Origin of the sequence: Dawidia cretensis (genome assembly GCF_018598175.1) — a bacterium.
Classification (GTDB): Bacteria; Bacteroidota; Bacteroidia; order Cytophagales; family Cyclobacteriaceae; genus Ohtaekwangia; species Ohtaekwangia cretensis.
Genome location: NZ_JAHESE010000001.1, coordinates 259,198 through 274,320, shown reverse-complemented (window position 1 = coordinate 274,320; position 15,123 = coordinate 259,198). Strand labels below are relative to the sequence as shown.

15 protein-coding genes are annotated in these 15,123 nt (G+C 51.5%); 6 read left to right on the top strand and 9 right to left on the bottom strand.

Going from position 1 to position 15,123, the window contains the following annotated elements; genetic code table 11:
* Positions 1-71 precede the first annotated feature (71 nt).
* Positions 72-1,049: a polyprenyl synthetase family protein gene (locus tag KK062_RS01195; RefSeq protein WP_254082403.1), complete on the bottom strand. Its 978-nt coding sequence runs from the start codon at positions 1,047-1,049 to the stop codon at positions 72-74.
* 64 nt (positions 1,050-1,113) lie between these two features.
* Entirely contained in the window at positions 1,114-3,393 is a 2,280-nt protein-coding gene (gene rnr / locus KK062_RS01190; RefSeq protein WP_254082402.1) for a ribonuclease R, read from the bottom strand.
* A 306-nt stretch (positions 3,394-3,699) separates the two neighbouring features.
* Between rnr and KK062_RS01185 the strand changes: the two genes are divergently transcribed.
* Positions 3,700-4,158 carry a hypothetical protein gene (locus KK062_RS01185; RefSeq protein ID WP_254082401.1) on the top strand — a complete coding sequence of 153 codons (459 nt, stop codon included), beginning with the start codon at positions 3,700-3,702 and terminating at the stop codon, positions 4,156-4,158.
* A gap of 21 nt (positions 4,159-4,179) precedes the next feature.
* Here KK062_RS01185 and proC read toward each other — a convergent pair whose 3' ends face one another.
* Complete coding sequence (gene proC / locus KK062_RS01180) at positions 4,180-4,977, bottom strand: pyrroline-5-carboxylate reductase (protein WP_254082400.1); 798 nt, start codon at positions 4,975-4,977, stop codon at positions 4,180-4,182.
* 115 nt (positions 4,978-5,092) lie between these two features.
* Complete coding sequence (locus KK062_RS01175; protein ID WP_254082399.1) at positions 5,093-5,812, bottom strand: hypothetical protein; 720 nt, start codon at positions 5,810-5,812, stop codon at positions 5,093-5,095.
* 201 nt (positions 5,813-6,013) lie between these two features.
* Here KK062_RS01175 and KK062_RS01170 point away from each other — a divergent pair, with 201 nt between their 5' ends.
* Both KK062_RS01170 and KK062_RS01165 read left to right on the top strand, forming a co-directional pair.
* A complete protein-coding gene (locus tag KK062_RS01170) occupies positions 6,014-8,389 on the top strand; it encodes a GAF domain-containing protein (RefSeq protein ID WP_254082398.1) in 2,376 nt (791 codons plus the stop codon).
* Between the two features lie 57 nt (positions 8,390-8,446).
* Positions 8,447-8,983 (top strand): hypothetical protein, encoded by a 537-nt coding sequence (locus tag KK062_RS01165; RefSeq protein ID WP_254082397.1) that lies wholly within the window; start codon positions 8,447-8,449, stop codon positions 8,981-8,983.
* 15 nt (positions 8,984-8,998) lie between these two features.
* Here the strand turns inward: KK062_RS01165 and KK062_RS01160 are convergent, their stop codons facing one another.
* From KK062_RS01160 to KK062_RS01145, 4 genes are all read right to left on the bottom strand, one after another.
* A complete protein-coding gene (locus KK062_RS01160) occupies positions 8,999-9,709 on the bottom strand; it encodes a PrsW family glutamic-type intramembrane protease (RefSeq protein WP_254082396.1) in 711 nt (236 codons plus the stop codon).
* Positions 9,710-9,776: 67 nt separating this feature from the next.
* Positions 9,777-10,316: a TlpA family protein disulfide reductase gene (locus KK062_RS01155; RefSeq protein ID WP_254082395.1), complete on the bottom strand. Its 540-nt coding sequence runs from the start codon at positions 10,314-10,316 to the stop codon at positions 9,777-9,779.
* A gap of 216 nt (positions 10,317-10,532) precedes the next feature.
* Positions 10,533-11,126, bottom strand: a complete 594-nt coding sequence (locus KK062_RS01150; RefSeq protein WP_254082394.1) for a nitroreductase family protein — start codon at positions 11,124-11,126, stop codon at positions 10,533-10,535.
* Positions 11,127-11,154: 28 nt separating this feature from the next.
* On the bottom strand, positions 11,155-12,264 hold the full coding sequence (locus tag KK062_RS01145) for an amidohydrolase family protein (RefSeq protein WP_438835844.1): 1,110 nt from the start codon (positions 12,262-12,264) through the stop codon (positions 11,155-11,157).
* Positions 12,265-12,387: 123 nt separating this feature from the next.
* Between KK062_RS01145 and KK062_RS01140 the strand changes: the two genes are divergently transcribed.
* Positions 12,388-13,497 (top strand): tetratricopeptide repeat protein, encoded by a 1,110-nt coding sequence (locus KK062_RS01140; protein WP_254082392.1) that lies wholly within the window; start codon positions 12,388-12,390, stop codon positions 13,495-13,497.
* Positions 13,498-13,576: 79 nt separating this feature from the next.
* Complete coding sequence (locus tag KK062_RS01135; RefSeq protein WP_254082391.1) at positions 13,577-14,209, top strand: response regulator transcription factor; 633 nt, start codon at positions 13,577-13,579, stop codon at positions 14,207-14,209.
* 24 nt (positions 14,210-14,233) lie between these two features.
* Here KK062_RS01135 and KK062_RS01130 read toward each other — a convergent pair whose 3' ends face one another.
* A complete protein-coding gene (locus tag KK062_RS01130; RefSeq protein ID WP_254082390.1) occupies positions 14,234-14,620 on the bottom strand; it encodes a hypothetical protein in 387 nt (128 codons plus the stop codon).
* 167 nt (positions 14,621-14,787) lie between these two features.
* Between KK062_RS01130 and KK062_RS01125 the strand changes: the two genes are divergently transcribed.
* Positions 14,788-15,120 carry a tRNA-binding protein gene (locus tag KK062_RS01125; RefSeq protein WP_254082389.1) on the top strand — a complete coding sequence of 111 codons (333 nt, stop codon included), beginning with the start codon at positions 14,788-14,790 and terminating at the stop codon, positions 15,118-15,120.
* The last annotated feature ends 3 nt before the right edge of the window (positions 15,121-15,123 follow it).

Here is a 15,123-nt window from a genome sequence, read left to right as displayed (position 1 = left end):
CCTCGTAGCAACGAAGACCACTTGCATAATTTATTGCACGCAACGGCCGTTGTGCGCGTGTGTGTTATGACTTACGACTGCCGTTCAATCAGTGCCTGCGTGTATCCGCGTAGTGTGTCTTTGGCTGTGGCAGGCAAGGAGAGCTTTTCTAATTGGTTGAAGCCTTTGGCGAAGAAGCTGTTGATTTTCTTTGTGGTAAGTGTCGGGATGGAGAGGTCGTCGTAGATGGCTTTGACAGCGGCGACTTTTTCTTTTTTGCTGAACCGCGTGGCTTCCATCCAGATCTGTAGCTCTTTTTTCTGTTTGCCTTTGGCCTGTTCAATCGCTTTGATAAGCAGGAAGGTTTTTTTGTTGGCAATGATGTCACCCCCTACCTGCTTGCCGAATTTCTTCGGGTCGGCGTACGCATCGAGCAAGTCGTCTTTTAATTGAAAGCCGATGCCGATGCTTGTGCCGAATTCACGTAAGGCTTTGCGGTCTTGTTGGGGTGCGCCGGCCAGGATGGCGCCAAGCTCTAAGCTGAAGCCGAGCAGTACGGCAGTCTTGAGCCGGATCATCTGAATATAGGATGCCTCCGTCACGGTAGGGCTGGTCTCAAACTCCATGTCCCATTGCTGGCCTTCGCATACTTCGGCGGCGCATTGGTTAAACGACTTGAGCACGGTCTTGAGCGTGGCAGGTTCCAGGCCCATAAACATTTCGTATGCTTTTATGAGCATGACGTCGCCTGAAAGTATAGCGGTGTTGGTACTCCACTTTTCGTGTACGGTGGCTTGGCCGCGGCGCAGGGGTGCCTTGTCCATGATGTCGTCGTGCATAAGGGTGAAGTTGTGAAATACTTCTACCGCGGCGGCATAGGGGAGAATGCTTTTGACGTCGCTTCTATACAGGGAGTAGGATAGCAGTGTAAGCATGGGGCGCAGGCGCTTGCCGCCCAGGCTCATCAGGTACCGGATGGGTTCGTACAGGGAGTCGGGTTGCCGGCCGTATTTGTGACGGGCGATTTCCTTTTCAACCAATGCCAAGTACGATTTTACCTGTTGCTCCATGTGTATGCGTATAAAAAAAGCCTGGTAGGGTTGCTACCAGGCTGCTAAGAGAGCAAATTATGCGTTAATCTTCAAAACTTTTTTTGCGGCCTTTCCTGGGTCTCCCGCCTCTTCCACTTCGCTCGACTTTCTCGTCTCGCTGGCCTTTTTCCAGTTTGCTGTCGGCGAAGACCAGATCGATCAGGCGCTTATCGATGTCGGTCTTTTTCACCTTCACCTTTATCTTATCGCCCAATGTATAGACCTTCTTTGTCTTGCGGCCGATCACGCGGTAGCTGCGCTGGTCAAACTCGTAGAAGTCGTCTGAAAGATCGGCCAACCGGATCATGCCTTCGCATTTCGTTTCGACGATCTCGACGTATAGACCCCACTCGGTCACGCCCGAGATCAGGCCTTCATACGCGCGGTTCTCGGCGTTGGCCATGAACTCTACTTGCTTGTATTTGATCGACGCCCGTTCGGCATCGGCAGCACGCTTTTCACGTTCGGAGGAGTGCACGCACTTTTCTTCATACTCGGCCTTGTTTGCAGACTTGCCCTCGTCCAGGTAGTGCTGCAGCAGGCGATGCGCCATCATGTCGGGATAGCGGCGGATCGGCGACGTGAAGTGCGAATAGTGATCAAATGCCAGGCCGAAGTGTCCTTTGGCTTCTGTCGAATACTTGGCTTTTGCCATGGTGCGAATGGCAAGCTGTTCCAGTATATTTTGTTCGGGCTTGCCTTCAATGGAGGTCATCAGCTTGTTCAGCGACTGGCTGATGGACGCATCATCGATGTTGATGTTGTGTCCAAATTGTTTGGCAAATACAGCAAAGTCTTGCACCTTTTCCGGATCGGGCGAGTCGTGGATACGGTATACATACGTATTTTTCTCCTTACCCTTTTTCATATCGTAGATGTAGGTGGCCACACGTTTGTTGGCCAGCAGCATAAATTCTTCGATGAGCTTGTGAGCATCTTTGCGCACCTTCGGAATAACCGCGAGCGGCTTGCCCTTTTCATCGAGCTTGAACTTCACTTCTGTCGTCTCAAAGTTCACGGCGCCTTTGGCAAAGCGTTGCTTGCGCAGCTTCTTGGCCATGTCGTTCAGGATCTTCAGCTCTTCGGCCAGGGTGCCTGTGCCACGCTCCAGGATCTCTTGTGCTTCTTCGTAGCTAAAGCGCATGTCGGAGTGGATAACAGTACGTCCGAACCACTCTTTTTTGATCTTACCCGAGGCGTCCAATTCAAAGACGGCCGAGAAGGTAAGTTTGTCCTCATGCGGCCGCAACGAGCACAACTCGTTGGATATACGTTCGGGCAACATCGGGATGGTACGGTCTACCAGGTATACCGAGGTGGCTCGCTCATACGCTTCTTTTTCCAGCTCGGTGTTGGGTTTTACGTAGTGTGTCACGTCGGCAATGTGAATGCCAATCTCATAGTTGCCGTTGGGCAGCGTTTGGAACGAGAGCGCATCGTCAAAGTCTTTGGCGTCAACGGGGTCGATGGTAAACGTCGTGACTTCGCGGAAGTCCCAGCGCTTTTTGACTTCTTCTTTGGTAATGCCTTCTTTAACCTTTTTCGACTCATCGTCTACTTCTTGCGGGAAGCGGAATGGCAGTCCGAATTCCGCCATGATGGAGTGGATCTCGGCTTCGTTCTCGCCTGCACGACCGAGTACTTCGATGACTTTGGCTTCGGGCTTGCGGTCATCGGTTGCCCACGAGGTGACCTCTACGATTACCTTGTCGCCACCACGGGCACCGTTGACGTTCTCCGGGTAAACGAAGAAGTCCTGGTGCATCTTGCGATAGTCGGGTACGACGAAGGCGAAGCTTTTCGAGATCTCGATCTTGCCCGCGAAGCGGGTACGGCTACGGCGTAGGACTTCCGTTACTCTTCCTTCCTGGTGATCGCCGTGGCGTGTAGACAACAGCGTGATCTTTACGGTGTCGCCGTCGACGGCACCGGCGAGGTCTTTGCCCTTCACAAAGATGTCTTCTTTGCCTTCGCCCAGGCGGATATAGCCAAAGCGTGAGCTGACGTGGTCAACAATGCCGGTGAGCTCTTCTATTTTACGGTTGCTGACAAAGCTACCGTTCTTGAGCGGTTTTATCTGATCGTCGTCTTCGAGTTGATAGATGGTGAACGTGGCCAGTTTGACATCGTCGCGTTTTTTGAGGTCCAGCTTTTTCAGAATTTGTTTTATGCTGTAGCCTCTTCCGTCCGCATGGTCGAGCATCTCGAGGATGGCCTGTTGAAAGAATTTCTTAAGGTCTTTGCCTTTCGGTTTTTTGGTCCCTTTTGGAGTTTTCGTTCCTTTCGGAGCTTTGGTCTTTTCGTTTTTTGTCTTTTTGCTCATGGTGAGCTTGTTTTAGTTGGGGTGTAGGAGTCAAAAAAAATGCCCCACGTTGTTATTTTGACATCTAAATATCAGCAATTCAGCCAATTCCTGCATATTTGTGGCCGCTATATTCAAAAAATATCGCTGTGCTTGCCCGGATCATGGTCATTTAAACATGGAAGGGTCGGCGGAATCAATTATTAGCAACAACTGATTGCAACGGTAAATCGTCAGGCTGGGGAAGCCCCTACACACCTTTTAACGGTAAACAGCCCGATATGGTTCGATCCTTGCTACAAGTAGTGTGTTACGAATCTGTTTACTATGTATAAAGCTACGTTAAAATTCCTGGTAGTCGGTCTGTTGGTGGTGCTGGCGTCGTCGTGTAAAACACCGAAGGAAGACATTGTTTTGCGACAAATTAAAGACGTGGTGGTCGATGGTACCACGGCCCCCATGCTGAAAGCACAGGCCATTTTTTTCAACCCCAACCCGCAGCACGGTAAGCTGAAGCGCATTAACGTCGAGATTTTTGTCGACGGCAAGAAGGCCGGTACGGTTGACCAGGAGCTGAACACCATCATTCCCGCCAAGGGTGAGTTTACCGTGCCTCTGGAGGTAAAGCTGGCCATGCAGGAGCTCGGCTTCCTGGATACGATCTTCAGCGTGCTGGGAGGAAAGAAGTTTGAAGTACGGTACGAGGGCGTGCTCAAGGTAAACTACCATGGCTTCCCGCTACGGGTGCCTGTCAAGTACAAAGACGAGGTCCGCGTCAGGTTCTAGACCAGCCGCAGACCTTCCTGATTATTTTACGATCTTATCGTACGACGCGCCAATACCTTTGATGAGCGACGAGCTGAAGCCCTGGTGCTCCATTTCGTTCAGGCCCACGATGGTACAGCCTTTGGGTGTTGTTACCTTGTCGATCTCCTCCTCGGGGTGACGGTTGAGCTTGAGCAGTAATTCGGCCGCGCCCTTGACAGTCTGCGCGGCGATGAGATTGGCGGTCCTGGCATCAAAGCCAATTTCGATACCGCCTTGTGTCGATGCACGAATGAAGCGCAGCGCAAAGGCTATGCCGCATGCACCCAGTACTGTCGCGGCGTCCATCAGCTTCTCGTCGATGCTGATGGTGATGCCCAACTGGTCAAACAGCTCCGTGACATACGATACTTGTTCAGCCGTGGCACCCTGATGGCACAGGCAGGTGACAGACTCCTGAATGGCAATGGCGGTATTGGGCATGGCGCGGAAGATGGGCACGCCGGCTGTTAGAATGCCTTGCAGGTCTTTCAGGAATACGCCCGTCACTACGCTGATGACGATGTGGCGTGCGGGGTCGAAGCTCTCCTTCAGACTATCGAGAATCTCGCGGACGTTATAGGGCTTTACCGCCACGATAATTACGTCGCTGTCGTGTATGGCTTTTTTGTTGTCGCTGGTGGTGTGAACACCTTGCCGGGCCAGGGCACTTAAGGCGTCAATGTTCCGGCGTGTAACCGTCAGGTGGCCTGGCGTGATGAACTTACTTTTCAGCAAACCTTCGGCAATGGCCGCGCCCAGATTTCCACCTCCGATGATGGCTATTTTTGAATGCTTCATCGTGAAAATTAAAATACTTTCGGAGACTTCTCAGCACCCGGTATGAAATTTAATCACAACTATGTAGTACATGGGGCTTACTTTTGTTCGGTAGTATAGATCGTGCAGCCTTTGCTTACTGCTGGTTGCTGCTGCTGAGGACAACGTTCACTTTGCTATAGTATACCGTCGTGATGCCGTGGAAGGCTGTTTCTGTTCCTACCATGAGCCACATTTCCCCTTTGCTATTGCTCTTGGCAATGAAGGGACCGGGTGTTTCCCCATTTGAGCGAGTGATGAGTTGAAAGTCTTTTGTGCCTTCTGTGGTACCGATGTTGCCAAGCGGGACCATGTCCTCTCCGCGGTTAAAGCTTTCGCCCTTGTCGACGTTGAGCACGTAGTTGCCATTTTCGATCATCGTTTTGGGCTCGGAGTATGTGGCGCCGGCTTTTAACAATACTTCTCTTCCCAATCCTTTTGCCGGAAGCTCGGAGGCGAGCTCAATTTCGAAGATCACGGTGTAGTTCACATCGGGTACCAACCCGGTGATCTTCTTTTTCATATACATAAAAAGCTTCTCGCCCTCGTTGTTGCCGGTCAGCATCATGGCGCTGACACCGTTTCCCAGGTTTTCGGGGCGGGCCGTGTAATTTGCGCTGAGCAGATAGGAGGCGGCTTCGGCAGAATCGATGGGGTAGTCGGCAAAGTCTGCCTGCCAGTCGTATTGCTCTTTACTGAAATCAAATAAGAAGGAAGAAATCAGCAGCCCACTGTCTGCCACAGCAGGCTCTCCCACCACGCCGCATGCTGCCAGCAGCATGCCCACCCAGATAATTAAAATTCTTGACGACTTCATAGTCTTTTTCCCGCGTTGTACTCTATAGACACACTCACGCACTTTTAGGTTGCAACGGCCTCAAAAATAAGGTTTTGAGAACTTTTTCGATAGCGTATAAGTGTCATTTCACGTACATTTCACAATAGACCGATCGCGTTTTCCGTCTCTTTTTTAGAACCCTGAACACGCTGTCGCGTATTACCAGCGAAACCTGTCTTTATGTCGAACATCCACCACCGTGCATTTCCGTTTAACACCGTATTGAGCTTGCGGTTGCTGGTGGAATACTGGGAAGAGCGCATTCGCAGCGGCGAGGTGCCAGCGTTTGCGGCGCAGCTCCTGGCCTATATTGACCAGGCCCCCGAGCTGCGGCAGCCCATTGACGACTATTCGACATTAGAAAAGCACCGTCCATTTATCAACTTCCTGCTGACGGCGGCCATTCCGCTGGCCTCCAATTCCACCGACCTGGTAGCGATTATCGAGCCCTTTAATTTTAAAGCCATTTATGGCACAGCGGCCTTTAACGCGCATATCGACCTGACAGACTTTGAGGAGCAGGCGGTGGCCAATGTGCCTGGTGGCCGTGTCACACTGGGGAAAACTTTGCGGGCCTGCCTCATGATACTCGAAAAATATCAGGACAGCCGCATCTTGTCAAGCAATCCCAAGCCCGTGATCGTGACCCTGAAAGATAAAGTTACAGGGTTGGATCGGGTATACAAAGTGGAGCTAAACCACGAGTTTTGCGAGGTTATTCCGCATACAGCGCCTAAGGCGATCGACAAAAACATTATCAAATTCCTGATCGAAAAGATCTATGACGTCGATTTATGGTTGCAATACTTCCGGCCCGAGGACTATACTTTTCAAGGCTTTCTGATCACGCGTATGATCGACGTCACCGAACAAGAGATGCTGTCGTCGATCAAGTATGATTTGTTGGAGCGTGAGGCGCTGATGCAACCGGAGAGCTTTAGTCGCATTGAGCACAAAGTGCAGTCGTTGTTTGGCATGGCCGACATCCGCATGAGCATTGCGTACCTGGATCCCAGCAACCGCCTGGCGATTAGCTATCCTGCCACGGAACGGTGGGAGACGTTGCTCGGTACCATCAGCGATTTGCAAGGCGCCCATCTGTCGGGGTCGGTATATGAACGCAGCTGGATCGAGCGGCGTAACATCACCGTAGAGAATTTACAAGAGTATCCGTTCCGGTCGCCTATTGAAGAAAACCTATTGGCAGACGGTGTTCGGAATATTTTGCTCACACCGCTGGTAGACGAAGGAGAGACGATCGGCATGTTGGAGCTGGTGTCGCCGGTGCCGGGCCAGCTGAATCCTGTCAGCGCCCACAAGATGGAGCACGTGCTGCCCATGTTTACCACGGCGGTGAAGCGCGTGAAGGAGGAGCTGTCGACCGAGGTGCGTGCATTAATACAGGAAGAGTGTACCGCTATTCATGCAACGGTTCAGTGGCGATTCTTTGAGGCAGGTGTAAACCTGATGAACAAACGCCGTACAAACGACAAAGCCGTTCTGGAGGAGATTGTTTTTAAAGATGTATACCCGCTGTTCGGTATGGCCGACGTGCGCAATTCATCGATCGAGCGGAATGTCGCCATCCAGCGGGACTTGCAGGAAAACCTCGTGCTGGCCGGAACGTTGCTGCGCACGTTTCAGGAGCACATGAGCCTGCCGTTGTTGGATGCAGCGCTGGTCAAGGTAGAGGAACATTTTGTGCGGTTGGGCCGCGGACTGGTGTCGAGCGACGAAAGCGATGTTTTGGACTTTTTGAAACAAGAGATCCACCCGCTGTTGCACCGCTTTGAACACGAGGCGGCATTGCAACAGGCCATCGAGCACTACCGGTCGCAGCTGGACCCGTTCTTTGGCGTGGTTTATACGCGCCGGCAGGCATTTGAAGACAGCCTGCAGCAGATCAATCATACTATCGGCGCCTGTCTGGATGATGCCGACGACGAGGCGCAGAAGATGTTTCCGCATTACTTCGAGAAGTATAGAACCGACGGCGTGGAGTTTACGCTGTATGTCGGAAGCTCGCTGTTGAAGGATCGAACGTTCGACGCCTATAACCTGCAAAACTTTCGGCTGTGGCAGTTGTTGACGATGGTGGATATCGCGCGAAAGATAACGTCGCTCAAAGCAACGCTGAAAGCGCAGCTGGACATCACCCAACTCATCCTTGTACACGACCAGCCTCTGTCGATCCGGTTTCGTGCCGACGAACACCAGTTCGATGTGGACGGTGCCTATGATATTCGCTACGAGATCGTCAAGAAACGTATCGACAAGGCTTTTATTAAAAACACCGGCGAGCGACTGACCCAACCCGGCAAGATTGCTATTGTATATAATCAGGTAAAAATCGAGGACGAATACGAGCGGTACTTCCACTACCTGCGGGCACGCAACCTGATGGTGGGCGTGGTGGAAATGCTGGAGCTGGAAGCCCTGCCCGGTGCCACCGGACTGCGGGCGCTGCGTATAGCCGTGGCCCCGGAAGAACCGGCTGCGAACGGTGAAGCCCCGTCCCTGGCGGCTGGTGTGGAGGAGGCGTTGCGGTTGTTGTAATGAAATTTCAATCGTTCTAGTTTATACACTTCCGGGAAAGCTTTGTACCTTCATCTTATGAGAGTGCTTTGTATCAGCTTGTTTTTCCTGGGTCTCATCGGTTGTCAGGAAATTACCTATCAAGCGCCCCAACCCAAGGGCGTAAATTCCCTGGCGGAAATACCCGAGGCCCTGCGCGGACATTACCTGCTGCCGGAAGACAACCGCGCAATACGCGATACGTTGGTGGTGGAGGCGCATACTTATTTTGCTCTGAGCGATAAGGGCGACAAGCGCGTATTGGGCGACAGCTTATTGTTGCGCTATTATAAGGGCTATTACTTTATCAATCTTTATAACAACCCGGAGTGGCTGGTGCGGGCGATGCGGCTTGAGGCCAACGGCGATATAGCCTATTTTATGTTGGGTGCCGAGGAGAAAGAATTTCCCACGTTTATCAAGAACTTTGGCCGCGAGATTACGGTAGATTCGTCGGTCGTCCGCGGTAAGAAGCTATACCAGATCGATCCTACTCCAGCCCAACTGCTAGGCCTTTTGAAAAAGGGGCATTTCAGACAGGTTGCCGTTTTGAAGAGGATTCAAATTACACCTTGAAAAAACAGCCGACATCTACTCTGTCTCCTGCCCCGCTTCTTTCTGCTTTACCAAAAAAGGCGATGCCTGCTGATGTAACCGTATAGCCTTTCTTGCCAGTACAAAGCCCAGCACGAGGGAGGCTACGCCGCCGATCCACAGTGCGGGTAGATGCGAGAGGAACCAGAAGTAGTCGTAGGCGCCGTGTAAGATTGCGGCTGCTCCGAGGCCTATGACACTGTAGTAGAATTGTCGGTAGGGAGCAAACCGGGCCTTGCCTACAAAGTAGCCCATCAACACGCCAAAGACCGCATGCGCCGGGACGGCTGTGAACATGCGCAGGATGCCCGTGGCGACACCGAATTCATAGACATAGATGATGTTCTCGAGCGTGGCGAAGCCCATGCTCACCATTACGGCATAGACAATGCCGTCAAAGGGCTCGTTGAAGTTCTTGTTGTTGTATAAAACAAAGCGGACGAATAGGAACTTGCTCAGCTCTTCCACCAGTGCGACTTTGAAGAAGGCATTGTAGAACTCCCCTACTACATCGTGAGGCTTTGTGACGAGGAAGATGTTGAGGGGGAAGCTAATGATGAGCGTGATGACGGCGCTGAGCATGCCGTAGAGGAAGCTTATCAGCAACAGCGAGAGCGGCTCCCGTTCGTGTTGGTCTTTTAGGTATATGTATAGGGCAATGGCCACCCCGGGTGCGACTGCCAGGGATAACAGGCTGATAAAATTCATCTAAAACAAAATTGACGATCTAAGGTACTCTTAAATCGTCAATTCCTGTCAAAATAGATAAAAAGGCTTATTCGATGGCTTCTTCTACCTGATCAAGCTTCGCGGTAGAGAACTTGCCGGAGGTGGCGTAGACAATTTTGCCTGTTTCGTCGAGCACGAAGAAATAAGGAATGTCTTTCTTCTCGAAGTCGAGGGCTTCTTTGTACGGCTTCAGCTCGCCCCTGTAAAAAAGGATGTAGGGCAGCAGCTGGGGGTCGATATTCTTCAGGGCTTTGCGTTTAGCGGTACCCGTGGCGGCCGCATTCACGCCGGTGAACATGGGGACGAAGTATACGTTTACGTCATAACCAAACCCCGACATCAGTCCGGTGGTCTTTTGGATGAATTTCTCGAACACGGGTTGGAACCAGGAGTTCAGCTCATCTTCCGATTTTTTGGAGTATGCCAGGCCGAGCAGGGTATATTTGCCCTTCACGTCGTCGGGCAGTTTTACTTTTTTGTCTTCTACACTCTCGGCTTCCATCGCGGGGAACATCTTGCCAACGACCTGGGCATGCGCCGCAAAACCCACTATCATCATGACGAGAGACAATACAAAGTGTTTCATACAATTGTGTTTAGAGTGAATGTCTTCAACGACGGAAATAGTAACCGTCAGAAAAGCAAATGTAGGAGACAAAATCGATACCCGGAGGTAAAAACGCGGGGTAGTCGGTGCATGTGGGAAATTTATGCGTAGATGGCGGGTAGGTTCGACCAAAAGCGCAGCATGTGCGGTCTTTACACCACACATGCTGCACCGTTGCAAGCGGTGTTGCGGTGCTTATCCGTCAACCCATGTTACTTTCTCGTCTATGGGTTTGCGGCGGCTGTCGGGTACGGGGCCTTTGATGTTACCAACGTGCAGGAAGCCGATCAGCTTGTCTTCCGGTGCGAGGTTAAACAAGGGTTTGGCTTCTTCCCAGTGGGCGATGCCGCCGGTGCTCAGGTAACAACCGACGCCATAGGCGGAGGCCGTGAGATACATATTTTCAACAGCGCAATACACTGCGCCAATCTCTTCGATTTCGGGCAGGGATTTCTTTTCGTCGCGCTTCATCGCGATGGCAATGATGTGCGACGAGAGCTTGGGTTTCGTTAGCAGGTTTTGATACCGGTCTTCGGCGTAGGTGCCTTTGGCCGTCGTTACCTGGCGATACAATGCGGACTGCTCTTCGGCCAGTTTTTGAATGCCGTTGCCGGTGAAAACAATGAAACGCCACGGCTCCGTTAGTTTGTGCGTAGGGGCCCAGTTGGCGTTCTCCAACATCTGGCGGATGATGGCATCGTCCACTTTCTCGCCGGTGTACTGTTGTTGGAAAACGGAACGGCGGTTTCGAATCAGGGTATTAACAAGCGCTGCTTTTTCTTGGCTCATGGGTGTGAATAAAAAATTAGTGATAGTGTTATTTCGGAAATTGTGATGCGTCGATGTGCGGAATGATCTTCAGGGCGTTCTTATAATAGATCTTTTTCAGGATATCGTCGGGCAGATCGAGGCCGTACATACGCCAGAAGGCGTGGTAACGCTTGTGATACGGGAAATACTCGTCTGCTGTTTCGAGCACGCGAAAATACGTTTCATATTCGTCCGGCACCCACGAATCTTTACCAAACAATACACGATCCTGGTATTTGGTCAGGAAGGTTTTGGCGGCACGGGGCTGGCGGCCCAACTCCGCGATTACCGCGCCGATCTCGGTATACATATTCGGGAACTGGTCGAGCAGCTCGCTGAGCTTTTTCAGGTCGTTGCCATACCAGGCCAGGTGGGCCGCGATGAATTTGGTTTTAGGATGTTTGCGGAAGATGTTGTGCTGCTCGGCAATGATGGTTTCCCACGACACGGGATCGCTATCGTGGCGGCGGCCCGGATGCAGCTTAAGCTCCAGCCAGCGCTCGTTGTTTTCGTCAATGGGCTGCCAAAACTGTTTGGGGTCGGCGGCGTGGATCAATACCGGTATGCCTAATTGGCCACACTTTTCCCAAATGGGATCGAGACGCGGATCGTCAATGTGTATGCGTTGGCCCTTGCTGTCTTCGGTAAACATGCCCAGGCTTTTGTAGATCTTCAGACCGTTGGCGCCCTTGCGTACGTCTTCTTCCAGTTGCTTGAGCATGCGGCCCTGCCACTGCGGGTCGTCGATGGCGGCGAAGTCCATGTTGGTAAAGACAATAAAACGACCGCTATTGTTTTTCTTCACGTTCTCCAACGACCGTTCCAGGTGCTCGGTGCTGCCCCGGCCCCGGCCGCTGAGGTTCACCATGACCTGCATATTGAGCGCGTCCATCTCTTTGAGCAGGGTGTTGAGGTCCTGCGTTGGCATGTTGTATTGATGGTTGTGCACGTCGATGAAGGGAAACTTCGCGCGTGTGACGTGATGCTCCGGTACCACCAGCGTTGAGGGTGGATCGTATTTTTCAAAGTCCATTTTCTGGTCCAACGGTTTCTCCTGCGCCCACGCGACGGTGATGCTGCAGAGCGCGGCCCAGGCTATCGGGTATATTCTCGTCATCATAAAGAGCTTTTTGCGTGAAAATACACGAAAAACTCTACAGTCATCGGCCGGTATTTGATGACGGGTAGCAAGCTGATGTCAGGCTTTATTTTTACCTTGCCATGATATTAACACGACCTCATGGGAAAATGGGTATTTTTTGTGCTGGGCTGCTTTGTCGCCGTAACGGTGTTTGCCCAGGACGCTCAATTAGAAGGTGCCAAAAAGAAAATCCAGGCAAATGATTTTGCCGGGGCGAAGACGGACCTCACAAAAGTTATTGAGGCAGCCCCACGCAATAAGCTGGCGCTGAACCTGCGCGGCCAGGCACGCCTGGGCCTCGAAGATTTCTATGGCGCCATCGGCGACTTTAACTTCGCCCTCGAACAAGATTCCACCTTTGCCGAAGCGTGGAACAACCGCGGCGAGGCCAAGATCGCGCTCGGCGATGACGAGAGCGCCATCAACGATTTTACCAAGGCCATCAAGTTCAACGCCAAGATGGTGCTGGCGTATACCAACCGTGGTCTGGCTAAGTACAACATCGAAGACTTGCAAGGTGCCTACCAGGATTTTTCCAAGGCTCTTGACCTGGGACCGGCCGATGCTGACAAGTATTTTAACCGTGGCGTGGTGAAGGCCGAGCTCGGCGAATACATCAGCGCCATCGACGATTATACAAAAGCCATCGAGCTGGATAAGACCGACGCGGGCTTATATAACTACCGCGGCGTAGCCTACTATAACACGGGCAACCTTGACCTGGCTGTGGCTGACTACGATCAGGCGATCAAGCTCGATCCGAAGGATGCACTCAAGTATGAGAATCGTGCGCTTGCCAAAAATGCAAAAGAGAACTTTAAAGGCGCGCTGGAAGATTTTAACAAGGCTATCGAGCTTGACGCGAACCAGGCAGAGACCTATAATCTGCGTGGTGTGGCGAAGTTCAACCTGGAGGACAACGATGGTGCGATTGCTGACTATACAAAGGCTATCGACCTGGACGAGACCAACCCGGTGTATTATGACAACCGGGCTTTGAGCAAGACAGATAAAGAAGACTACGCCGGTGCAGTGGAGGATTATTCTTCATCGATCGAGCTGTATCCCAGCGATCCGGAAACATATTATCAACGTGGGCTTGTGAAGCTCTCCATGAACAACAAGTATGACGCGTGCCTCGACTTCAAAAGAGCGGAGGAGCTTGGCTCCACCGAAGTGAAGGCTGTCATTAAGAAAAACTGTAAGTAGTTGCAGGTGGGATGATTCCCACATCTTTATGTGATTGGAAGGTGTTTCAGACAAGTCCTGGCTTCTGTTACTTTGCATTATGATATCAGTCAGTATTGTAGAAGATGATGAGCAGATACGCAAGGGCGTGCAGACCTTCCTGAATCGCCAACCCGGCTTTTCGAGCGAGCATACTTATGGCTCCATCGAAGAGCTATTGAAAGGCATCCATCAGGGAAGCATTCCAAATGTCATCATCATGGACCTTGGCCTGCCCGGCATGTCGGGGATCGAAGGCATTAAGCTCGTAAAGGAGAAAAACCCGGACATAGACATCATTGTCTTTTCGGTATACAATGACCCCAAGCGCATTTTTGATTCGCTTTGCGCCGGTGCTACCGGCTACTTGCTGAAGAATACACCATTGGAAGAGATCAAAGAAGGCATCGAGCTGCTGGCCCATGGCGGTTCGCCGATGTCGCCGCAGATTGCCCGCAAAGTGATTGAGCACTTCGGCCAACCCGAGAAGAAGAAAGAGGTGGCGTCACCCTTGTCGGCCAAAGAAAAAGAGATTGTGGTGGGCCTGGTGGATGGCCTGAGCTACAAGCTTATCGCTGACCGTATGGACATCAGCATCGAGACGGTGCGTTTTCACATCAAGAATATCTATCGCAAGCTGCACGTACACGGTAAGGCAGAGGTGATCTCTAAATCGCTTCGGGGAGAAATATGAGTATCGGCTGGGAGGGGGACGTCGTCAGTCCATAATATCCTGAAGCTTGTACTTCCGGATGATGTAATACAAAAAGTTAAACGAGAGTACAGAATCGTCTTCTTCGTTTTGACGGGCAGCACCTTTATTGGCGTCAGCATTTGAGGTGGAGGGTACTGCCAGGGTTCTGATCGGCGAGGTACGGGCAGAGTCGCGGGAGAGGATGGGTGTGTGAACACGTGTCGCGCCGCTGGTCATTGATTCTCCTTCTCCCCCGGGGCTATACTGGCTGCGCTCCTTGGTGTCGCCGTCAGCGTCATTGCTGCCTTCGTTGAAATATCCGGCATCCTGAGCGTTTATGCAAACGATTCCGGAAGGAGCCGTAATGGCTAGACTTAGCGTGAAGATGATATGGTATATGCTAATCTTCATTTCCTGGTGGCGGTGTCTGAGCTTTAACGTCCGAATATAATTTTTTGTTCCGGCTCAAAGTACGAAATAAAACTTGTATTGCTAGCTATTTGAGATAACTTCTCCTGGATTGCGGTCAAAATGGAAGGATTTATATACTTTTTAACATTTCAATAACAAATTACAGCATGATCAGCTGGGACGACTTCGAAAAAGTAGACCTGCGGGCGGGAACGATCGTCCGGGCAGAGCCTTTTCAAGGGGCAAAAAAGCCTGCACTAAAGGTCTGGATCGACCTGGGTGCGGAGCTTGGTATAAAACAATCCAGCGCACAGATCACGGTGCACTATACACCTGCGGACCTCGTCGGTCGGCAGGTACTCTGTGTGGTAAATTTTCCACCCAAACAGATCGCAAATTTTATATCAGAAGTTTTGGTGACGGGTTTCCCCGACGAACAAAAAAATGTTGTTTTGAGTAGTATTGATAAAAAGGTACCCAACGGTGCACGTCTCTTTTAAACC